The sequence below is a fragment of the Paenibacillus sp. FSL K6-2441 genome (assembly GCF_037964765.1).
GTDB classification, from domain to species: Bacteria; Bacillota; Bacilli; order Paenibacillales; family Paenibacillaceae; genus Fontibacillus; species Fontibacillus phoenicis.
The window spans coordinates 1,274,228-1,294,904 of the sequence record NZ_CP150174.1 but is presented as its reverse complement, the minus strand read 5'-3'; the positions used below and the strand labels follow the sequence as shown (position 1 = coordinate 1,294,904).

16 protein-coding genes are annotated in these 20,677 nt (G+C 54.5%); 6 read left to right on the top strand and 10 right to left on the bottom strand.

The features are described from left to right. Nucleotides 1–213 precede the first annotated feature (213 nt). From alr to NSQ80_RS05480, 3 genes are all read right to left on the bottom strand, one after another. Nucleotides 214–1,395, bottom strand: coding sequence for an alanine racemase (gene alr, locus NSQ80_RS05490; protein WP_323075988.1), 1,182 nt, complete (start codon nucleotides 1,393–1,395; stop codon nucleotides 214–216). A gap of 209 nt (nucleotides 1,396–1,604) precedes the next feature. After that, nucleotides 1,605–2,726 carry an outer membrane lipoprotein carrier protein LolA gene (locus NSQ80_RS05485; protein WP_339301710.1) on the bottom strand — a complete coding sequence of 374 codons (1,122 nt, stop codon included), beginning with the start codon at nucleotides 2,724–2,726 and terminating at the stop codon, nucleotides 1,605–1,607. Between the two features lie 153 nt (nucleotides 2,727–2,879). Continuing rightward, nucleotides 2,880–3,479 carry a TetR/AcrR family transcriptional regulator gene (locus tag NSQ80_RS05480; protein ID WP_009226457.1) on the bottom strand — a complete coding sequence of 200 codons (600 nt, stop codon included), beginning with the start codon at nucleotides 3,477–3,479 and terminating at the stop codon, nucleotides 2,880–2,882. A gap of 121 nt (nucleotides 3,480–3,600) precedes the next feature. On the opposite strand from NSQ80_RS05480, the gene NSQ80_RS05475 reads away from it, so the two are divergent. After that, nucleotides 3,601–4,158 carry a hypothetical protein gene (locus tag NSQ80_RS05475; protein WP_009226456.1) on the top strand — a complete coding sequence of 186 codons (558 nt, stop codon included), beginning with the start codon at nucleotides 3,601–3,603 and terminating at the stop codon, nucleotides 4,156–4,158. Between the two features lie 309 nt (nucleotides 4,159–4,467). Here NSQ80_RS05475 and NSQ80_RS05470 read toward each other — a convergent pair whose 3' ends face one another. The 6 genes from NSQ80_RS05470 to NSQ80_RS05445 form a co-directional block, all read right to left on the bottom strand. Continuing rightward, entirely contained in the window at nucleotides 4,468–5,718 is a 1,251-nt protein-coding gene (locus tag NSQ80_RS05470; protein WP_323075983.1) for an MFS transporter, read from the bottom strand. Nucleotides 5,719–5,789: 71 nt separating this feature from the next. Then, complete coding sequence (locus NSQ80_RS05465; RefSeq protein ID WP_323075982.1) at nucleotides 5,790–7,604, bottom strand: sensor histidine kinase; 1,815 nt, start codon at nucleotides 7,602–7,604, stop codon at nucleotides 5,790–5,792. Between the two features lie 10 nt (nucleotides 7,605–7,614). Beyond that, complete coding sequence (locus tag NSQ80_RS05460; protein WP_009226453.1) at nucleotides 7,615–8,445, bottom strand: response regulator; 831 nt, start codon at nucleotides 8,443–8,445, stop codon at nucleotides 7,615–7,617. Nucleotides 8,446–8,626: 181 nt separating this feature from the next. Then, on the bottom strand, nucleotides 8,627–10,318 hold the full coding sequence (locus NSQ80_RS05455) for an extracellular solute-binding protein (RefSeq protein ID WP_009226452.1): 1,692 nt from the start codon (nucleotides 10,316–10,318) through the stop codon (nucleotides 8,627–8,629). Between the two features lie 82 nt (nucleotides 10,319–10,400). Beyond that, on the bottom strand, nucleotides 10,401–11,294 hold the full coding sequence (locus tag NSQ80_RS05450; RefSeq protein ID WP_009226451.1) for a carbohydrate ABC transporter permease: 894 nt from the start codon (nucleotides 11,292–11,294) through the stop codon (nucleotides 10,401–10,403). A gap of 19 nt (nucleotides 11,295–11,313) precedes the next feature. Next, the gene (locus tag NSQ80_RS05445) at nucleotides 11,314–12,267 is read right to left on the bottom strand and encodes an ABC transporter permease subunit (RefSeq protein WP_260069911.1); all 954 of its coding nucleotides are present in this window, start codon (nucleotides 12,265–12,267) and stop codon (nucleotides 11,314–11,316) included. Between the two features lie 238 nt (nucleotides 12,268–12,505). Between NSQ80_RS05445 and NSQ80_RS05440 the strand changes: the two genes are divergently transcribed. Together NSQ80_RS05440 and NSQ80_RS05435 are read left to right on the top strand one after the other, a co-directional pair. Further along, on the top strand, nucleotides 12,506–13,858 hold the full coding sequence (locus NSQ80_RS05440) for an amino acid permease (RefSeq protein ID WP_339301707.1): 1,353 nt from the start codon (nucleotides 12,506–12,508) through the stop codon (nucleotides 13,856–13,858). A gap of 187 nt (nucleotides 13,859–14,045) precedes the next feature. After that, entirely contained in the window at nucleotides 14,046–16,532 is a 2,487-nt protein-coding gene (locus NSQ80_RS05435; RefSeq protein WP_339301705.1) for an alpha/beta hydrolase, read from the top strand. A gap of 84 nt (nucleotides 16,533–16,616) precedes the next feature. On the opposite strand, the gene NSQ80_RS05430 is transcribed toward NSQ80_RS05435, so the two are convergent. Beyond that, nucleotides 16,617–17,174 (bottom strand): transcriptional regulator, encoded by a 558-nt coding sequence (locus NSQ80_RS05430; RefSeq protein ID WP_009226447.1) that lies wholly within the window; start codon nucleotides 17,172–17,174, stop codon nucleotides 16,617–16,619. A gap of 346 nt (nucleotides 17,175–17,520) precedes the next feature. Here NSQ80_RS05430 and NSQ80_RS05425 point away from each other — a divergent pair, with 346 nt between their 5' ends. The 3 genes from NSQ80_RS05425 to NSQ80_RS05415 are packed head-to-tail and all read left to right on the top strand — an operon-like array spanning nucleotide 17,521 to nucleotide 20,519. Continuing rightward, nucleotides 17,521–18,768, top strand: coding sequence for a glycine betaine/L-proline ABC transporter ATP-binding protein (locus tag NSQ80_RS05425; protein ID WP_339301703.1), 1,248 nt, complete (start codon nucleotides 17,521–17,523; stop codon nucleotides 18,766–18,768). Then, complete coding sequence (locus NSQ80_RS05420; RefSeq protein WP_339301701.1) at nucleotides 18,728–19,573, top strand: proline/glycine betaine ABC transporter permease; 846 nt, start codon at nucleotides 18,728–18,730, stop codon at nucleotides 19,571–19,573. Before NSQ80_RS05425 ends, NSQ80_RS05420 begins: the two co-directional genes overlap by 41 nt. A gap of 1 nt (nucleotide 19,574) precedes the next feature. Further along, nucleotides 19,575–20,519 carry a glycine betaine ABC transporter substrate-binding protein gene (locus tag NSQ80_RS05415; RefSeq protein WP_323075974.1) on the top strand — a complete coding sequence of 315 codons (945 nt, stop codon included), beginning with the start codon at nucleotides 19,575–19,577 and terminating at the stop codon, nucleotides 20,517–20,519. Nucleotides 20,520–20,677: the final 158 nt, after the last annotated feature.

Below are 20,677 nucleotides of genomic sequence, written 5' to 3'. Positions count from 1 at the left end.
TGTTTCCTGATAATCAGTATAGCATTATTCAAGGAAATTTATACAAAAGAAATATATGCCGAGCGTATATCAAGTATGCTGCATTTCATTATAAACAAAAACAGTGGTGCCGTACATACCTGATCATTTCCATGTTTAGTATTCGATAGACCTGGCATAAATTCCTTCACGCAGGGAAAGTTTTGTTGAATTTTGTCTGCTGCTCCAATTCCGTCACAGCAGCGGGTTCAGCAATAAGACCGATTCGCCCTTTCGTTTGTATACCCGGGGCACTCGGTGGGCCAGCATGCAAATCAACTCGTAATGGATCGTTCCCATGGCGGAAGCCAGCTCCCCGGCGGTAATTTCCTCGCCGGCTTGCCGGCCGATGAGCACAACCTCTTCGCCGGCTTGAATTTCTTCGGCTTCCTCAGCCAAAGCTTGAAGCGATACCATACATTGGTCCATGCATATGACGCCTGTTACAGGGACACGGCGGCCGCGTATTAGTACCTGCGCCTTGCCGTTTAACATCCGTGAATATCCGTCGGCATACCCGATCGGAAGCGTGGCAATCCGCTCTTCCTGCTCGGTGATGTATCTCGCTCCATAACTAATGGCGGAATGGGCAGGCAACGTCTTCACCCGTACCGTTTCCGTTTTCAGCGAGAGAACCGGGGTGAGCTTCACTTGATCGCGTCTCACCTCGTCGGATGGATACAAGCCGTACAGTGCGATGCCAATGCGGACCATTTGCACCGACAGTTCCGGCATATCAATGGCGATTGCGCTATTTCCCGTATGTATGATCGGGATGCGAATATTATGCTCCCGCAGCGCTTCCACCACGCCCTGAAACCGGCGATATTGTTCCAATGTATAGCTTTTGTCTTCCTCGTCCGCCGTGGCATAGTGGGTGAACAAGCCTTCTACTTCCACATGCGGCACTTGCATAGCCTTGCGTACGAAGGCGACCGCCTCATCTCCAGGCAGCAGTCCGACGCGGCCCATGCCGGAATCGATCTTGATATGGACTTTCAGCTTATGCGGGAATTCAGCAGGATTCAGCGCTTCAATCGCCTCCAGCACTTCGTTGCTGAAGACATTTAGCGTGACATCATGCTCCCAAGCGGTGCGAACCCCGTGTGGCGGCGTATATCCTAGCACGAGAATCGGCAGCTGAATGCCGGCTTTCCGAAGCTCCAGCGCTTCGTCCAGAAAGGCGACGCTGAGATAATCCGCGCCGATCTGTTCCAACTCCTTCGCCACAGGTACAGCACCATGCCCATACGCGTTAGCTTTTACACATGCCAGCATTTTCATGTCCTTCGGTTGTCTTCTCCGCAATTCTTCGAAATTGCTGCGCAGCGCGTCCAAATCAATTTCCGCATGGGTTGGTCGATACATCACTTGCACTTTCGGGTCACCTTCTCCAAAGATTGAGAGTTCAAATATCTGAGCAATATCCTAATGGTAATGTTCATGAATGCGGCTGTCAATTCTGCAAAAGAACCCAATTCCTGAGGAGGCGCTTAATACACCCTTATAGAAGAAAGAGGCGAATCCACGGGGCCTGGGGAACGCTCCTCCCCTCCGGCACAGCCGCAATCCGCCTGTTCCTTGTGTTACTTACCGGTTTGGTCCTGCATCGAAGCGGCAATTTTGACCATTTCGGTCACCGGCAGATTCTCGCTCGTAATCCGGAATTCTAATCCGTCCACTGTCCAGGTGAGTGTCCGCAGAGTATCGCCGGTCAGCAGCCCCCACGTAAAGCCCATATCGATGAATTCACCCGGTACGAGCGATGCAGTGCGGTCCGGCGAACGCGTCTCCGTCAGCGTAAATTGATATGTACCGTCATACCGCAGCAGTACAGTCGTACGATCGGTACCTTCCACGGCTTTGTCATCCTGGTACAAGACCCCATCCGGCAAATATGTTGGGATAATTACGCCAAAGGGTTCCGTCAACGCCGGTGCAGCCGAAGATGTGTTGCCACTGGCTTCATCGGTTGCTGCATCGCCGTTTGCGCCCGCTGCCTCATCGGTTGGCGTCTTCTCCACAAGCATGCCGTTCTCGTCAACTTCCAGCAACGTGCCTTGAGAATTCTGGGCAGCTGTATCGAGGTTATGCTGCATGTCAAACGAGTTCTTGTCGAACTTGGTGCCAAAGTCGAATTTATCGAATTTCACTTCGACAACAACTTTCGCTTCGGCATCGGATACCTGAACTTGCTTCGGCGCATAGTTGTCCTTGGCCAGCCAGATTTTTTGCCGGACTAAGGCATGGGTGTTGTAATTAGCCGCAACATCGAAGATGTAGCTATCCTTGTCGCTTTCAAATTGCCGCGAGCTGTCGCTTAAGATACTGCGAGCCAGCGTTTGATACAGATACACTTGACCTTGGTTCTCCGGCCAGTCGCTTTGGAAGCGGAAGCTCTTGTTCAGGCTTGGCGTCAGTACGAATACGCCTTGTTCGTTGCGGAGCACGATTTGCGTAACGTCCTTTTGAGCATTGGTGAGCGAGATCCGGTAGAACGACGGATTTTGGTACCAGACCTCCACCTTGTACTCCTGAGGCTTGTCACCCGTATAAAGCGTCATCGTGCCGGAGCCCTGATAACTCTCCAACTGGGCAACCAATTTGTCCAAATCCTTGACGACGCCGTCGGCGTCCTTTTTCCCGCATGCAGCCAGCACGAAGCTTAAGGCTATCACGATGGTCAGCATCCACGTGAAACGGCGCATGAGATCATCCCCTCTGCAGTTTGATTTCCTAAACTGATACATGTCTATGAGGGAACTTGGCCGATTATGCAGACTAGCCCTGCTCGGGAAAAGACAAGTTACCGGATTCGGGGCAACCCGTTGCGGTTGTAGGCTATTGCAGGCTATTGCAGGCTATTCATCCTTGGCTGCATTCGTAATCGAGTCTAGATGAGCCTTCAGAACGCGGTTGATTTTGTCTGGATTCACCCGTAAGGGATCAAGCAAGGCATGTAAGGTGATGCCGTCGATCAACGCGTGCAGCCGCACCGTTTCCATCTCCCGATCCAGCCCGGCTTGCAGCAAACCATGCTGATCCATGGTGGTGATCAACCGCTGCATCAAGTCGTACAACCCGTCATGGCGCGCATCAAACTTCCCCGGCTTATGCCTGAAATAGGCTGTGAACGCCATCCACACCTCCGCTTCCGCCCGGGTCTCCTCACGGGTCGGCACGACCTCCTGCAAAATCCTCAGCACCTTCTCCAGCGGCGGCAGATCCAACGCGGAGATTTCGATAATTCGTTCCGTCGCTCTCTCCTTCACCAGGTTCATCGCATAGCGCAGCAGCTCCTCCTGCGAGTTGAAATCATGGCGCAACGCCCCCGGTGAAAGCCCCGCCTCCTTAGCGATATTGCGAACGGTGGCCCCTTCCATCCCCTGCTTCAAAATCACCCGCCAGGTTGCTTCGGCTATAATCTGTTTTCTTTGTTCATGATCTACTAGTTTTGGCATGCCTCTAGTTTAGCACCTCCAGGGCGGATCACACAATTTATTTAGTACAGTTGTATTAATTGAAACAGGATGTTACAATACACTCAACCTTTTTACATTTCATCTGTTACTGGAGGTCATTATGAACTTTATCGCCTGGATGATAGTGGCCTGTGAGATCGCCTTTTGGATCGTGATTCTTGCAGGATTATCCGTTCGTTATGGACTAAAGCGACCAAAGCTGGGGATGGCTTTGCTGGCCTTAACGCCGGTGATCGATCTGCTGCTGTTCGTCCTCACCGGGGTGGACCTGTATAACGGTGCCGTAGCAACGACAGCCCATGGAATCGCCGCCGTATATATCGGGGTCTCGATCGCTTTCGGCAAGAGCATGATCGATTGGGCCGATCGTTGGTACCGTTATCTGTTCGTCGGAGAGAAGGACGCTAGACCGCCCAAACGTTATGGCCTGGAGTATGCCAAGCACGAGCTGAAGGGATTTCTGCGCCATGCCCTCTCTTTCCTGATTGGCGCAGCACTGCTCTTTGGCATGATCACCTTCATCAACGATCCGAGTCGGACCGAAGCGCTGGGCGGGATCCTGCGAGTTTGGAGTATCGTGTTCGTCATCGATGGTCTCATTATGATCTCCGCGTTCATCTGGCCCAAGCAGCCGAAACATAAAACGGACCGGGCTTGAATCGCCCGATCCGTTTTGGCGTGGTATGAACTTGTCATCCCCATATCACGCTTACCTGTAAAAAGTACCGTTAATTTCTTTAAATACACCCGATGTGTTCAAATTAACTGGAAATCCTGACGTTAATTTTGCCCGAAACCGCCTGTAAGCGACGATTCCGGCAAATTAACAGTAGGATTTCCAGTTAAATTACTCCGCTCCCCCAAAATGTCCAAAAATAACGGTAGAAAATCCAGTTAGTCGATCCCGTCCGGCGATCCTGACCCTCTGCCAGACTTCAAAAGGCAAGAGGCTCCCCTTATCAGCTGATCAGCTAGGCACTCCCGCCTGCGCCTCCGCCTTCCCAACCGCCGCTTCCTTTGCGGTCAAGTGACGCTTCGCCAGCAGCAGGAACGGCACGCCGCAAGCGGTCGTCAGCGCGATGATCCCAAAGATGAGCAGAGACTGCAGGGCGCCAAAGGCATCCAACAGGAAACCGCCCACCAGCGGTGCGAGCACGTTGCCTAATTGGTTGAAGCCAAACATGCCGAAATAGGTCCCGCGCAGCGAGGCAGGAGCAATCCGGTCAACCAGCACGTCCGTCATCGTAAACATCAGCACTTCGCCGATCGTAAAGATCACTACGCCCACCAGGAACGCCCAGACCGCATGCACCGAGCCGAACAGCAGCAGGCTGCCGGACACGAAGAGATTGCCCGCAACCAGCGGCACAATCGGCGAGAAGCGACCGGCAAACTTGACGATCGGGAACTGCACCGCCAACACAACAATGGCGTTCAGCGACAGCATGTAACCAAACAGCGTGGCCCCGTCCTGGATGCCCGGCGTCATCTCCAGGTACTGTGCCAGCGTTGAGCTGAAATGGCCGTACCCGAGCACGCAGAAAATCATGCCTATCAGCACGTACAAAAAGGTGCGGTCCCTGCCGGTCACCTGCATGGCGCCCTTCAACGTCAAACGCTCGCCTGCTCCATGACCCGCGATCCCGATTTCCTTGTGCAGCATAAACTGGAAGACCAGAACCAACCCGTACACCAAATACACGAGACCCGCGAAATAGAAGGCCAGTCCCGTCTCGGAAGCACCCACTTGCAATCCAAGGATCGGCCCAATTACAACGCCGAGATTGATCGCGGCGTAACGCAAATTAAATACCAGCATTTTGCTTTCCTGCGGGGTGATATCGGCCAGCAGCGCCCGGGAGGTTGGCTCGAACAGCGCCCGGCATAATCCGTTTAGGGCGTTCATGATAAAGAAAAGCCACACTTGGTTCGCCAGCCCAAAGCCGATAAACACCAGCACCCAACCGAAGATCGAAATGTACAGTACCCGCTTGCGTCCGATGACGTCCGAGATGTAGCCGCCATAGAAGCTGGCGAACACCCCAATCAGCGAACTGACCGCAATGACGATCCCGGTTTCGGAGGGAGATGCTCCCAGCGATTTGATCAAGTAAATAGATAAGAACGGAATACTCATGGACGAAGCCATACGTCCAAAAATCGTCCCAATAATAATGGTCCACGACAAGGGATGAATGCTCTTGAGTTGTGCGTTCATTTGGTTTCGCCTTCTTTGTTCACAAGATGTTCAAAACTATCTCCCTATTAAAACCGCGAATCCAATAGTTGTCAAGACTTGTCAGAAGGACTAATGCTTGACGTTTTGGCAGAGGTTCGGGAGGAGCCCGGCGTTTCTCCACCGGCAGGGACGGCCGGGAACCGGATCAGCACCGTCGTGCCGATGCCGGGGCGGCTATACAGCTTCACCCCGTACTCCGACCCAAAATGCAGTTGAATGCGGCTATGGACATTCCGAATGCCAAAGCCGCCATCTGCTCCGGGGGCCGGGTTGAACACTTGCCGCTGTCGTTCCTGCGTCATGCCAATCCCGTCGTCGATAATCTTGAAGCACACCTCCCGCCCTTCCGTATATCCTTGAATCCGAACGTGGATCGGGTCGCCAAACCAAGCATGCTCCAGCGCATTCTCGATAAACGGCTGCAACACAAGCTTCACCGTAGCCAAAGACAGGATGGCAGGATCAACCTCAAAGTCGAAGGACACCGCCTCTCCGAACTTCGTACGCTGAATGTTAATATAAGCTTCGGCCTGCGCCAGCTCGCTATGGATCGGGATGATCGTGCGTCCATCGCTGAGCGACAAGCGGTAAAACTTCGCCAAATCCAGCACCATGCGCTGCAGCTTGTCAATCTCCCCGAATTTGGCCAGCCGGCTGATCGAGGACAACGTATTATAGAGGAAATGCGGATTAATCTGCGCCTGCAGCGTCTCCAGCTCGGCCTCTTTTTTCTCAAGCCGGGTCAGATAGACCTGCTCAATCAACTGCTTGATATTGTGCCCCATCTCATTCAGGGCGGAAGCGATCTGCGAGAACTCGTCTTTCCCCCGATAGCGCATCCGTTTATGCAAATCCCCCTCACGGAAGGCGTTTAAGACCGAGACGATTTTCGTCACCCGGATCGAGAAATAACGGGAGATAAACATGCCGGCAAACGTAAACACAATCAGGCACAACAGGCAGATCAAGATCACAAACCAGCGCACCTTCGCCGAGTCCCGTTCCATGATCGTAAGCGGAACCCGGGCCGTCAGCACCCATCCTGGGCCTTCAAGCTCCTCTTGGATCGTCAAATACTCGGTTGTTCCAGAGGATGCTGCAAACCCACCGGACTCGTATAACGTCTCCCCCGTCCCATCCTGGATGAGCAACTGGCTGCCTTCGCCGATTTTGCGGTAATCCAGCGCCCCGAACAGCTCGCCGATCCGAACGCTGAGCCGCAAGAAGCCGATTTCCCGCAAATCCAGCGGCTTGTTGCTGTCGACCAACCGGCGCAGCAGCGAGATTCTGCCCTGTTCCCGGTCCTTCTCCACCTTTCGCCAAACGAGCGTCTCTCCGTATCGCTCCTCAGGAAAATCTATGTACCACGCTTTATCCTGAAGCCTGCTTAAATGATAGATATTATAGTTGCCTTCAAGCGCATCCGGATTCTCATTCACAAAGGAACCGTGATAAATCTCGGGCAGCGTATCATTCTCCAGAAAAACGTACATGGCGAGCTTCAGACCGGTCGCATTCATCGCAATATGCAGCTTGGGCTGAAGCACCATCGTCGTCCGTTCATAACTGCTCCAGCCCTCCTCATAGCTGCGCAGCTGCGTGATCAACATGTAATCGTGATAGAGCATCGAGGAGACGCGCTCGACATCCGCCAGTTTGTATTCGACGTTGTCCCGGATTTGCAGCAGCGTCCCCTGGATATTACTGCGGGTTTGATTGCGTATGGATTCCTGATAGAGAGAATGGGAAAAATAGCCGATCGCCAGCACCGGAATCAAAATAAATACGAGGTAGGTCAACATCAGCTTGTAGCCAAACGGAAGGTAACGCAGCGCTCGGGGCGGCGTCACGCGGTGGATTTTCATCAAGTCGGCCTCACTCCCGTTTGCGGAATTCCATCGGCGTCATCCCGAAGGTCTCCTTAAATTGCCGGCTAAAGTAAGGGATATAGCGGTAACCTACTTGACCGGCGACCTCGTAAATTTTCACCTTCGGGTCTTTGAGCAGCTTACGTGCCCGTTCCATTCGCAGTTCAGTCAGCATTTCGCTGAAGCCTTGGCCGGTTTCCTCCTTAAAAAGATGCCCTAGATAGTTCGGCGAAAAGGCGAATTGCTGAGCGATGTTCTTTAAGGTGAGATTCTCGTGGAGGCGCGCCTGCATCGTCGCGATGATTTCCCGGATCAGCCGGCTGCAACCCGGCGCAGGGCGCGACTCGGTCAACCGCGCCGCAGCTTGCCGCTCCTGCTCGTCCTCCAGCTTCTCAACGCCTTGCGCTTGCAACGCCTGCATCATTTTCAGATACTGCTCCTCCGTCCGCTTCCGATTCGCTTCATGTTCCAGCTCCAGCGTAATTTGCCGGAGCGAGGCGACCAACTCGTCGTCGTCCATCGGCTTCAGCACATAGCTGCAGGCTTTGAGCGAGAGCGCCTGCTTCACATAATGAAAATCCTGGTGTCCGCTGACAAACACGACGCGGACGTCCGGCTTCCGGTCCATCGCCCGGCGTGCCAGCTCCAGCCCGGACATATGCGGCATATTGACGTCCGTGACCAGAATGTCGATCGCCTGCCGTTCCATCAGCTCGCAGGCCGAGAAGCCGTTGCTAACGGCGCCCACCACCTCCATCCCCAGCTCGGACCAGGGAATAAACGTCCTCATGCCCTCCAGGTCAAGATGCTCGTCATCAGCAAGCAGCACCTTGTACACGATCGTGTCAGCCCCCTTTTTTCCTTGCGGAAGTTCGGTTTCAGCTCCGTTTCCCCTAAGTATACCCGGCCTCCCTGTTCGTTGAGAACGGAGAAAATCCTCTAATCCTCCCCGCCCTGCGCTACAGGAAAAGGGAGCCTAATGAATCGGGCCCCCTTGCCAAGTAGCTTGCCTGTCTCGGTTAATTGCCTTGGATCATCTTCAAATTCTCATGCCAGCGCTGAGTATAGTAATCCAGCAGCTTCTCGAACCCAATGGCCATCGTGTCCTCATGCGCTTTGTCGAGGATCGCCAACGCTTCCTCGTCCGTCTTCGCATACAGCGCTTGCGCTCTCGCTTTCTGCCAAATGTCCTTGCCGCTTTGGAAGGTGATGCCCTCCTCGGTATCCGGCAGCGGGAACAAATTGATGAATTCCGTAGCGTCGCCCTGCGTTTTCCATGTAATTTCGTACTGCCAATAGGTTGACCAGTTCCGTTCGCTCTCCGGCAGCGTTGCTTCGAATCTCCCTTTAATATCGTCAACGTACACGGTATTACCAACCCACATCAACGGGTCCATCTTCGCTTGATAATCGGCGAGCTTTTCTTTTTCCTTCGTATATTTCTCCGTGAACTTCGGCGTGATGCCGTCCGCTTCCCGTCCTTGCCAGAACTCGCCTTCAACCCCCCACATCTGCAGGGTCATCCCCTCAGGACCGGTCCACCAATCCAAGAAAGCGAAGATCGCTTCCGGATTCTTGGCGCTGGTCGTAATGACCGCTGCGTTCCAACCGAGCATGTTATAAGTGCCGGGATAAATTTTGTTTTTGTCCAGCCCTTCCTTGTGAATCGGCCAGATCATGAAATATCCGGCGTCCGGATCCTTTTGGGTCAAGGCTGCGTGGGCCTGCATCGCATACAAGGTCGGATTGGAGGAAGTGTACACCGCCACCCGGCCGTTCATCAGCTTTTCCTGCACCTGGTCTCTGGTCTGCGTCATGGCGTCCTGCGTCATCAACTTCTCGCGGAACAGCTTCGCCGCGTAGACCACCGATTCCCGGAACGGTTCGTCCTTGTAAATCGAAGTCATTTTATCCCCGTTGGGTACGGCAAAATAACGCGGAAAACTTAAATTGTTCTCCTTAAACGCGGAGTAAATCTGATCAAGACCGTGACCTTCGCTGGCCAAATCCGTCTCCAGCGGGATGACGTCCGGATATTTCTCCTTCACCAGCTTCAGGTAAGCATACAAATCATCGGTTGTTTCCAGTTTAGGCGAACCGAGCTCTTTATAAATCTTCTTGTTGACCACCCATCCGGCATTGCCGTTCGGACGGTTCGTGTACCAGTTCGGGAATTGATACAGCTTGCCGTCAGGGGATCGCAGCATGTTCATTGCCTTCGGATCCAGCCATTTTTTCAAATTCGGATACTTCTCGATATAATCGTCCAATGGCACCAGCAAGCCTGCTTCGCGCAGCCGTTCGACGTCCGCACCCCGCTCACCCCAAATGACGTCCGGCAGATCGCCGGAGGCAATCATCGTGTTTAGCTTTTGCACCGTATTTCCGCCGTTTGGAATTTCTGTGATGTTCACCTTCTTGTTCTCTTTCACCCAAGCTGTCGTTTCGTCGGCGCCCCATTTGGGCATGGTGTACCAGTCATAGTTGCCGTAAAGCGTGAATTCCAGCGGCTCCTTCCCCAGCTCGAAAAGCTGCGGTTCCGCAGACTCCGCCTGGTTCGTCTCCGCATTGCTGCCGTTCTCCTTCGGCGCTTCGGCAGGATTACCGCCACTCGCGCTGTTGCCCCCGCCGCCGGAGCATCCGGCCAGGATGACGGCAATCGCCATGATGATGATCAACAGTTGGCTTAACCGTGTTCCCCGCTTTTTCATACGACTGTTATCCCCTTTCGCCTTTCATTTTTATGTTCAAAGCAGAACGATCTGCCTTAAACGCCGCCAGTTGTTCCTTCAACTACTCCTTCAAGGACCCGACCAGCACCCCTTTGACAAAATACTTCTGCACAAACGGATACACCAGGACGATCGGGATCGTTGCGACCATCATGGTGGCCATCGACAGCGATTTGCTGGTGACGGTTTTGGCCTGCGCCATATGGGCTTGCGCCGCTGCATCCAGGTTAGCCGTCTGCTCGGAGACGATATTGGACGCGAGAATCTGCTTCAGAATGGTCTGAATCGGCAGCAGCTCCTCCTTCGAAATGTAGATGCTGGCGATGAACCACTCGTTCCAGTGCCCAACCGCGGTAAACAGCGACAACGTTGCGATAACCGGTCCCGACAGCGGCAGCACGATGCGGAACAAGGTGCCCCAATTGCCGCAGCCGTCGATTTTGGCCGATTCCTCCAGCCCTTGGGGCAGCCCCTGGAAGAAGGTACGGAAGATGATCATGTTCCAGACCCCGATAAGCGAAGGAATGATATAAACCCAGAAGGAGTTAAACATCCCCAGATTACGGATCAGCAGAAACGTTGGAATCAATCCGCCGGAAAAATACATCGTAAAAATACACATCAGCATGTAAACCTTACGCCCCATCAGCTCGCGCTTGGTCATCCCATAAGCGAAGATCGCCGTGGCCAAGATGGCGCTGACCGTTCCGACGACGGTCCGAAGGACGGAGATGATGAAGCCCGACATCAGCCGTTCATCCTGGAAGACGACCTCGTAATTTTCCAGGGTGAAGGCGCGCGGCCAGAGGGTAATTCCGCCTTTTGCGGTATCCAGCCCCTCGTTTAGCGAGATCGCAATGGCATTCAGGAACGGATATAACGTGGAGAGGGAAAAAATGGTTAAGAAGACGTAGATGAAAGCAACCATGACCCGGTCGCCTCTGCTGCTATACATCGCGAGCACCTCCTCCTGATTACCATAAGCTGTTGCCGGATCGGCGGGCTACATAGTTAGCGAGGGTCAACAGTCCGACACTTACAACCGCTTTAAACAACCCGACGGAGGTAGCGTAGGAATAGCGGTAATTGTTGATCCCGACCCGGATCACGTACGTATCGATGACGTCGGATACATCGCGCAGCGCCGGGTTCACGGCCAACACGAGGATATCCTCGAAGCCGGCGCTCAGCAAATTGCCGATGGCCAGAATCATAAAAATCGAAATCACCGGCATAATCGATGGAAGCGTTATCAAATAAATCTGCTTAAAACGGCTGGCCCCGTCAATCGAAGCGGCCTCATACGTATGGGGATCCACCCCGGCGATCGCCGCCAGGTAGACGATCGAGCCAAAGCCGATTTCCTTCCAGACGTTGGTCGTGATCAGAATGGTCCAGAAGTATTCCGGGAGCGACAGAAAATTAATCGGCTCCTGAATCAGATTCAGCCGTTCCAGCAGCATGTTTAAGCTGCCGTTATCCGTGGCGAGCAGCGAAGCGACCAAGCCGCCGAGAATGACCCAGGACATAAAATGCGGTAAATACGTAATCGTCTGAACGACTCGCTTGAACACCATTTTCCGCACTTCGTTGAGCATTAAAGCCAGCAGAATCGGCGCCGGAAACCCGATGACAAACTTCAGCAGGCTGATGACGATCGTATTACGCATAACCGTGTAAAAATCCGGGGAGTTAAAGAAGTAAGCAAAATGCTTCCAGCCCACCCACGGACTTCCCGTAAAGCTGTGCCCGATCTTGTAGTCCTGAAAGGCGATCAAGACACCATACATCGGGATATAACTAAACACGAAGATGAGGGCAAGCGCCGGGAGAACCATCAACTGCAGGTCGATTTGCCGAAAAAAACGCTCGATCCCGCTCTTCCTTCTTTTATAAGGCATGTGCGGCATGGCGGGTTCGGGTTGCATTTCCCGATCCGTGGATAATCGGGCCATAAACGCTTCTCCCCTTTACGCTTTTTTGATCTTGAAAGTTATTGTATATTGGCCGCCGGGCCCTTGCCTATCTGACCAATCAACGAAATGTGATACTAATCAACCGGGTATGATTTCATTTCCTCCCGCGGGCGAATTAGTGTAAGATAAAGTCCGTATTGCTTATCCAACTTCCAATGGATACAACTCAGATTTAGGGGGCTTTATTTACGTGAAATCCGATTCCTCAACTTTGCAGAAAAAATTGCTGCCCCGCCACATCAGCTTCATGGCCATGGGCGGCGTTATCGGCACCGGGATCTTCAAAGGGAGCTCCGAGACCGTCAGCCTGGCCGGGCCTGGCGTGATTTTTTCTTATGCCTTTGCCGGATTGCTGCTGCTGGTCGTCATGGGCGCTATTGCCGAGATGGCGACAGTGTATCCTGGCCGCAACATGAAGGACTTCATCCGGGAGGCGTTTGGCGAGCGCATCTCCTTCATTCTGGGGTGGATGTACTGCTTCATGTGGCTGGCCGTATGCGTCATTGAGGTGATTGCCGCCGGCAGTTTCCTGCAGTTCTGGTTGCCGGACGTGCCGCTCTGGGTGCTTAGCCTAGCCAGTGCCGCCTTTATCTTGGCCATCAATCGAATGAGCGTAGCCGGTTACGGCGAGTTTGAGTTTTGGCTGGCCGGGATTAAAATCGCGATGATCATTGTCTTTATTCTCCTGGGCGCGGCCATGCTGTTTGGCCTGATCCCTGGGGCGAGCGCTCCGTTCCCGCACAATTACCGGGATTACGGCGGCTTGTTCCCGAACGGATGGACGGCAATCTTCTCGGCGCTGCTGGTCGTCATGTTCTCCTACGGCGGCTCCGAGCTGATCGGACTGACCTTGTCGGAGGCCAAGGATGCGGAAAAAGTGTTGCCTCGGGTGGTCAAAAGCTTTATTTTGCGCGTGGTGCTGTTTTACACGTTACCGATTCTGATCATTTGCGGGCTGATACCGTGGAACAGTCTCAGTGAGCAGACCAGCCCGTTCGTGCAGGTGCTGTCCTCGGTTGGTTTGCAGGGGGCGGCGCATCTGATGAACTTCATTCTGATTACGGCGGTCTTGTCCGCTGCCAATTCCGGCATCTATGGCGCGACCCGGATGCTCCACTCGATGGCCGCCGGCGGGGAAGCCCCAGCGAAGCTGGCGCGGATCTCCGCCAAGGGCGTTCCGGTCAACAGCTTAATTCTTTGCGGGGTTGTTCTGATCCTCGGCTCCATGTTGGCCGTCTTTAATCAGGCAGGCTTGTTCCGTCTATTGATGGCGGTACCCGGCTTTGTCGTGCTGCTCGTCTGGATCACCATCTGCTTGTCCCAGTTAAAGCTGCGCCAGCGTTATCCGGCGTCACCTAGCTTTAAAGTCTGGGGCTTCCCGTATATTACGGTGCTGACCGTGATCAGCCTCGTTGTCATTGCGCTGCTGTTCTTGTTCGACGCGCAGAACCGCATCAGTATCGGGACCTGCCTGGCCGTGCTGCTCCTGCTGATCGTCTGGTCGTGGGTCCGTTTCCGCCCGCGCCCCGGCCAGAGTCGGTAGAGGTGTTGGAGCTGGCTTTTACGGGATTATCCCGCTGACTCAGCCGGCTGATGGTGCTGCAGCAGACGCTTTTACATGATTATCCCGTTCGGTCAGCTGGGTCGGCCCCTGTATTCCCCTGTTTCTCCCGGTCCTTGGCCCATGTTACAATAAGGGAAGAGGAGAGACTACGATTTTGGGGGAAGCCATGGAACTTCAGGTGGTTACTGAACTTTTGATGAGCAAGCCGACGCTGCGTTACCGGATCGCTCGCCGCATCCGGAATGCTTACCGATACGATACCGCCTTTTGGCGATCCGCCATTGCCGGCCCCTGGGGGGCCGGCATGTTCGCGTTTGGCCTGCTGGCGCTGGGCATGCCGACCGGGTTGGGGAGACCGGTCGACCTGCTGCTGTTCCTGCTCGCGGGAACGCTGGGCCTGTACCTGACCGCCCACACCGCCGCGCTGCTGCTGGCTTTGATCGGCGTGCCGATCCCCCGCCTGTTTACGGGGGCGGTCCTGTTCGATTTTGCCGCAGCCTTCGTTATTTTCTACTATAACGAAGTAGCGATGCCCGCGGCTGCGGTCGTGGCCGCGGTGATCAGCCTGGCGGGAATCGCCGCCGGGCTGCTTTATGGGGCGCTCGCCAGCCGGAGGCTGCGGCTGCGCCATAAAGCGGCAGCCGCCCTGATGACGGCGCTGCTGGTGGCCGCCGCCGCGATCTGGCCGTTCGCGGCGGGACCAGGGGGCGGCTCCGCCGTACCAGCCTATCAAGGCGTGCAAAGCGCCGGGATATGGAAAGCCGGCGAAGCCGAAGATGACAAGGCGCGCGATGGCGCAAGCAGCGACGCCGCCGTCGGTTCAGCGGCCGTGCCAAGCTTGGCCGATCTGCTGGACAGCCCCGCCGAACCCGGGCCGTATGAGGTGTCGACCTTCACCTACGGCAGCGGGAACGACGCTTGGCAGCCCGAATACGGGGAAGCGGTCGACATCACCTCCGAAACGGTGGATGCCTCCGCCTATATTAAAAAGTGGTCCGTCTACCGGACCGCCTATTGGGGATTTAATCAGCGGGCACTTCCGCTGAACGGAAGAGTCTGGATGCCCGTCGCAGCGGAGGAGGAAAGTGCTGCCCCGGGGGACAGCACTGACGAAAGCCAAACCCGCTACCCGCTCGTGCTGATCGTTCACGGCAACCACCTGATGGAGGATTTCTCCGATGACGGATACGCTTATCTTGGAGAGCTGCTGGCCAGCCGTGGATTCACCGCCGTATCCGTCGATGAGAATTTCTTGAATTACTCTCTATGGACGGGAATTCCCGATAACGATATGAAGGTTCGAGCCTGGATTTTGCTGAAGCATTTGCAACAGATCGGCACATTTGCCGCAGAACCGGATAATCCGTTATACGAAAAAATCGACTTTACCCGCATCGGACTGGTTGGTCATTCCCGCGGCGGGCAAGCAGTAGCGATGGCCGCGGGTTACAAGGATTGGTTCGCGGACGACGCGGAGCTCATGTCGAGCTTAGAGGACTACAAGATCCAAGCCGTTGCCGCCATCGCCCCCACCGACAAAAAGGTGGACGGAAAATACACACAGCTTAAGGATGTCAGCTATTTGACACTGCAAGGCGCGCGGGATGGCGACGTCAGCGACTTCGAAGGCGACCGCCAGTACATGCGCACAAGTTTTTCGTCAGGCAAAGATCGATTCAAAGCCTCGCTGTACATCGGAGACGCCAACCATAGCCAGTTCAATAGCAGCTGGGGCGGTCGGGACGTCAGTTATCCGAAGGGCATCCTGCTCAGCCGGAACGGGATGCTGTCGCCTTCCGAACAACGGAGCATCGCGAAGGTGTACATCTCGGCTTTCTTTGAGGAAACGCTGCATGGTGCGGGAGCGGGGAATAACGGAGCAACAACCACTCTCCACGCTGTGTCCGGCTCCGCTTCGGTAACGAACACCAGCGCCAAGCTCGGCCGCTATCTCCCGCTACTGCAGGATTACCGCACCGGCTTAGCCTGGCTCCCGGACACCGCATATTACAACCGGTTCGAGCGCAGCACATTTACCGCTTGGGCCCGCTACGATGAAGATTTGAACCGGTTGAGTCTCCCCGGGGGAGGGAAAGCAGCGGGCAGCAACCTCACCTGGAAGGAGGAAGAGGCAAAGAACCGGCAAAACGGCACCAAGCCGTCCCGGGGAATCGTGCTGGAGCGTAAGCCTAGCGGCAATGAGCCGTCCACTTATACGTTAAGCTGGGAGCAAGGTGCTCCCCTCCCGTCCAGCGGCCAGCTGGAGGAGCTCGCCTTTTCGCTCACGGACCGCAGCTTCGAGCTGCAGGATGACAATACGCCCGATGCGGCTTTGGCTGCGGGTTCCGTCACAGTTGAGGTAGAGCTTACCGACGGCAACGGTACCTCCGTCCGTCTGCCGCTCACGAGGTTTATGGAGGTCGAACCGCTGCCCGTCACCTCGTTTACGATCCACCCCTGGCTGGAGCGCCACCTGTCGGGCGGCAAATACAAGCATCCGACGGAAGCGGTATATCAGACGTATCGTCTAGCTTTGGCAGACTTTGCGGCCGCCAACCCCAGCTTCAATTCGGACACCGGAATCCAGCGGCTGACCTTCCTTCTCAGCGGCGGCGCCGCCAAGCTGATGCTGGATGACATCGGAGTCTATTGATACGCCAAAAAAAAACGCTTATTCCCCGCGCTGCGCAATGACAGCGTGATCGGGAATAAGCGTTATATTTTTTATACAAGAAAGTCAGGATTCGGTTTCCTTGGGGACCAGCTTATAGATCTCTCCGCTTTCCATCGCGTCGATCAGGCGGTCCAGCCATTCGTAATATTTCACCGATTCTTTCATCTTACGTACGTCTTCTTCCAATACCTTACGGAGCGGTCCTTCCTCCTCTACCACCATCGCTTTGGTTAATTCATCAATGGAGCGACGCAGCACCAGGATGTTGCTCTCCACCGCTTTTCTCCATTTAATTGCGAAGAAGTCCGTAAACGTCTGGTACCAGTCATATTCCACTTCATATAAGTCCTTGCGGGAGCCTTTCTCCCACACTTTATTGACCATTTTGAGATCCAGCAGGGTGCGGACGCCCGTACTCATGCTGGTTTTGCTCATCTTCATTTCCTTGCCCATCTCGTCCAAAGTCATCGGCTTGTCGGCAAAGAACAAAAGACCGTATAAGTGCCCTGTTGATAACGAGACCCCATACAAGTCCATATTTCTGCCAATGGCCTCGATCACGCGTTTACGTACCTTCATTAATAAAGCCTGTTGCTCATCGGTGAGCTGGTCCAAGCTCATGCTTGCAACCTCCTATTCATATGCAAAAAAACCTCCGCTGTAACGCGTCCACCCGCACGGCTTAAATCCCCATACGGCTCAACGCTTATTCTATCTTAAGTAAGTCAAGCCCAAAAGTAAAGACGCAGCCTAGGGAGCATTTGGGAGGATATCGGAGTTATCCGCCGATTCATTACGTTCAGTTTTTTCTGTACGTTCCTTACGTACAGTTTTCATCTTTGCGTTATTTTCATTCCATTTGTTACACTTACCTCACGGATTGATGCGATACTGCCTCGCTGGGCAATTTTGTTAGCGAAGCCGAGATCGAAGGGGGAACTTAAAGCTTTAGAAAAGGAGTGAATCTATGAATCAGCCAATATTACAAGTTCGTGAAGTCAGCAAGTTATTTGGCCCGCATGCCGAGCAGGCCATTCCATTGTTGAAGCAAGGCTACACCAAAGAGCGTCTGCTCAAGGAAAAAGGCATCACCATCGGCGTCGGCCAAGTCAGCTTGGACATCCGCGAAGGTGAAATTTTCGTCATTATGGGTTTGTCCGGGAGCGGCAAATCGACACTGGTTCGGATGCTGAATCGATTGATTGAACCAACTGCGGGGGAAATTCTGCTGCATGGACGGGATCTCCGCAAAATGAACAAAGCTGAGCTGCGCGAGGTGCGGCGTAAATCGATCAGCATGGTGTTCCAGAAGTTTGCTTTATTCCCACACCGCACGGTCCTGCAGAACGTGGAATACGGACTGGAAATTCAGAAAGTAGCCAAAAAAGAGCGCCGCGACAAAGCGATGCAGGCCCTCGATCTCGTCGGCTTGAAGGGCTGGGAGCATAAGATGCCGGAGCAGCTGAGCGGCGGTATGCAACAGCGGGTCGGCCTGGCCCGAGCGCTGGCCAATGACCCGGAAATCCTGTTGATGGACGAAGCGTTTAGCGCGCTCGACCCGCTCATTCGCCGTAACATGCAAGATGAGCTGCTGGAGCTGCAGGAGAAGATGAAGAAGACCATCGTCTTCATTACCCATGATTTGGATGAGGCCCTGCGTCTCGGCGACCGGATCGCCTTGATGAAGGATGGCGCACTCGTTCAAATCGGCACGCCGGAAGAAATGCTGATGAACCCGGCCAACCATTATGTGGAACGGTTCATCGAGGACGTGGACCTGTCCAAGGTGCTGACCGCAGCCCGCGTCATGCGCCGGCCGGAAACCGTTACGTTGGATAAGGGTCCTCGCGTCGCCCTCGAACTAATGCGTGAACGGGGCATCTCCAACCTGTTCGTCATCGGCCGGGGCAAACGCCTGCTGGGCGTCATTACAGCCGAAGACGCATCCCGTGCCGCCAAGTCCGGCATCGGCCTGGAGGAAATTCTGATTACGGACGGCCCTCGCGTGGCCCCGGATACCGTGCTGAGTGACCTATTTGAAGTCATGAGCTCATCCAAGGTTCCGCTGGCCGTCGTTGACCAGCAGGAGCGTTTGCTGGGCGTTATCGTACGCGGCGCCGTACTGGGAGCCCTCGCCGGAGAACATCATGAACTGAAGGAGGAGGTGAACCCAGATGGAATTCATCCCGAAATTGCCGCTGGCCGAGTGGATTGAATCGCTGGTTGACGCCATGGAGCGGTCGCTTGGAGAATTTTTCGACGGATTGTCCATGACGATTGAGACCATCGTTAACTTTTTCGCCGGATTGTTCCTGCTGCCGCATCCGCTGCTGTTTATTGCCATCGTCGGAATCATCGCTTATTTGATTGGAAAATGGCAGCTGACCTTGTTCACCGTAATCGGTTTTCTGCTGATCGATAACCTTGGCTATTGGACCGAGACCATGAACACCTTAGGCCTGGTCATTACCTCCGGCTTGATCTCGATCCTGTTCGGGATTCCGATCGGCATCTGGAGCGCCTACAGCAAAATGGTCCATCGGGTCATCTCGCCACTGCTTGATTTTATGCAGACGATGCCGGCATTCGTTTATCTGCTGCCGGCTGTAACCTTTTTTAGCCTGGGGGTGGTCCCTGGGGTTATCGCATCGGTGATCTTCGCGATCCCGCCGACGATCCGGCTCACCTATCTTGGGATCAAGCAGGTGAACGGCGAGTTGACGGAAGCGGCGAACGCCTTTGGCTCCACGGTCTGGCAGAAGCTGTTTAAAGTCGAGCTTCCGCTCGCCATGCCAACGTTGATGGCCGGGGTTAACCAAACGATCATGCTGTCGCTCTCGATGGTCGTCATCGCCTCCATGATCGGCGCGCAGGGCATCGGGGCCACCGTCTACCGGGCGGTCACCCAACTGAAGATCGGGCAAGGCTTTGAAGCCGGTTTGGCCGTGGTTGTCCTAGCCATCGTGCTCGACCGCTTTACGCAAAACCTGTTTAAATCCAAAACACAAAGGGGAGATTGAGATGAAATTGAAGAAGACGAGGAAGTTGATGGTACTGGCAGGATTAGTGAGCATGTTGGCGTTGTCCGCCTGCGGGCAAGCGAACAATCCTTCGGCCGGCGGTGCCAACAACACGCCGGATGCTTCGGCGAACGGGGGCAACACCTCAGCCGGAGCCGTCGGCGAGCAAGTCAACTACGAAATCATCGGGATTGACCCTGGTGCTGGAATTATGAAGGCGACAAGTCAAGCGATCGAAACCTACGGCTTGGACGGCTGGAAGCTGATTGAGGGCTCCGGCGCAGCCATGACGGCGATGCTGGACAAAGCGGTGAAATCCGAAAAACCGATCATTGTTACCGGCTGGACCCCGCACTGGATGTTCTCCAAATACGATCTGAAATATTTGGAGGATCCGCAGAAGGTTTACGGGGAAGCCGAAGAAATTCACACGCTGGCGCGGAAAGGCTTGAAGGAAGACCATCCGACCGCCTATGAGTTCCTCAACCGCTTCGAGTGGACTTCGGTTGAAATGGGCGAGATTATGACGGCGATTCAGGAAGGTCAGGACCCGGCGGAAGCCGCCAAAGCCTGGGCAGACAGCCATGCCGACCGCGTGGACAGCTGGACCGAAGGCTTGACACCGGTGAACGGCGACAAACTCAAGCTGAGCTATGTGGCATGGGATTCGGAAATCGCCAGCACCAACCTGCTGGAATATGTACTCGAAAGCAAGCTGGGTTATGACGTCGAGTCCCTCCAAGTCGAAGCGGGTCCAATGTGGACCGGTGTCGCCAGCGGTGACGTTGATGCAACTGCAGCCGCATGGCTGCCGCTCACCCATGCGGATTATTGGGATAAATACGGCGAACAAGTTGAGGATCTCGGCGCGAACATGACTGGCGTCAAAACCGGCCTGGTCGTTCCAGTTTACATGGACATTAACTCGATCGAGGATTTGAAGTAATCACCTTTACCCGTAACGGAACTCAGAGACCTTATTGTACTATTTCCCGGTGATTTCCCGCTGTAACGGAACTTAAAGACCTTATTTGATGCTAATACCAGCGAATTCGCTGCCTATAGCCCAAATAAGGTCATCTGGTTCCGTTACATCTGTTTTAA

Excerpts from the sequence above, each read along its gene's own strand:
- NSQ80_RS05420 (WP_339301701.1), top strand. The coding sequence starts at position 18,728 with ATGGAATTCATCCCGAAATTGCCGCTGGCCGAGTGGATTGAATCGCTG.
- NSQ80_RS05450 (WP_009226451.1), bottom strand. The coding sequence starts at position 11,294 with ATGTATAGCAGCAGAGGCGACCGGGTCATGGTTGCTTTCATCTACGTC.
- NSQ80_RS05480 (WP_009226457.1), bottom strand. The coding sequence starts at position 3,479 with ATGCCAAAACTAGTAGATCATGAACAAAGAAAACAGATTATAGCCGAA.
- NSQ80_RS05470 (WP_323075983.1), bottom strand. The coding sequence starts at position 5,718 with ATGAACGCACAACTCAAGAGCATTCATCCCTTGTCGTGGACCATTATT.
- NSQ80_RS05415 (WP_323075974.1), top strand. The coding sequence starts at position 19,575 with ATGAAATTGAAGAAGACGAGGAAGTTGATGGTACTGGCAGGATTAGTG.
- NSQ80_RS05430 (WP_009226447.1), bottom strand. The coding sequence starts at position 17,174 with ATGAGCTTGGACCAGCTCACCGATGAGCAACAGGCTTTATTAATGAAG.
- NSQ80_RS05445 (WP_260069911.1), bottom strand. The coding sequence starts at position 12,267 with ATGCAACCCGAACCCGCCATGCCGCACATGCCTTATAAAAGAAGGAAG.
- NSQ80_RS05465 (WP_323075982.1), bottom strand. The coding sequence starts at position 7,604 with ATGAAAATCCACCGCGTGACGCCGCCCCGAGCGCTGCGTTACCTTCCG.
- NSQ80_RS05475 (WP_009226456.1), top strand. The coding sequence starts at position 3,601 with ATGAACTTTATCGCCTGGATGATAGTGGCCTGTGAGATCGCCTTTTGG.
- NSQ80_RS05485 (WP_339301710.1), bottom strand. The coding sequence starts at position 2,726 with ATGCGCCGTTTCACGTGGATGCTGACCATCGTGATAGCCTTAAGCTTC.
- NSQ80_RS05425 (WP_339301703.1), top strand. The coding sequence starts at position 17,521 with ATGAATCAGCCAATATTACAAGTTCGTGAAGTCAGCAAGTTATTTGGC.
- NSQ80_RS05435 (WP_339301705.1), top strand. The coding sequence starts at position 14,046 with ATGGAACTTCAGGTGGTTACTGAACTTTTGATGAGCAAGCCGACGCTG.
- NSQ80_RS05455 (WP_009226452.1), bottom strand. The coding sequence starts at position 10,318 with ATGAAAAAGCGGGGAACACGGTTAAGCCAACTGTTGATCATCATCATG.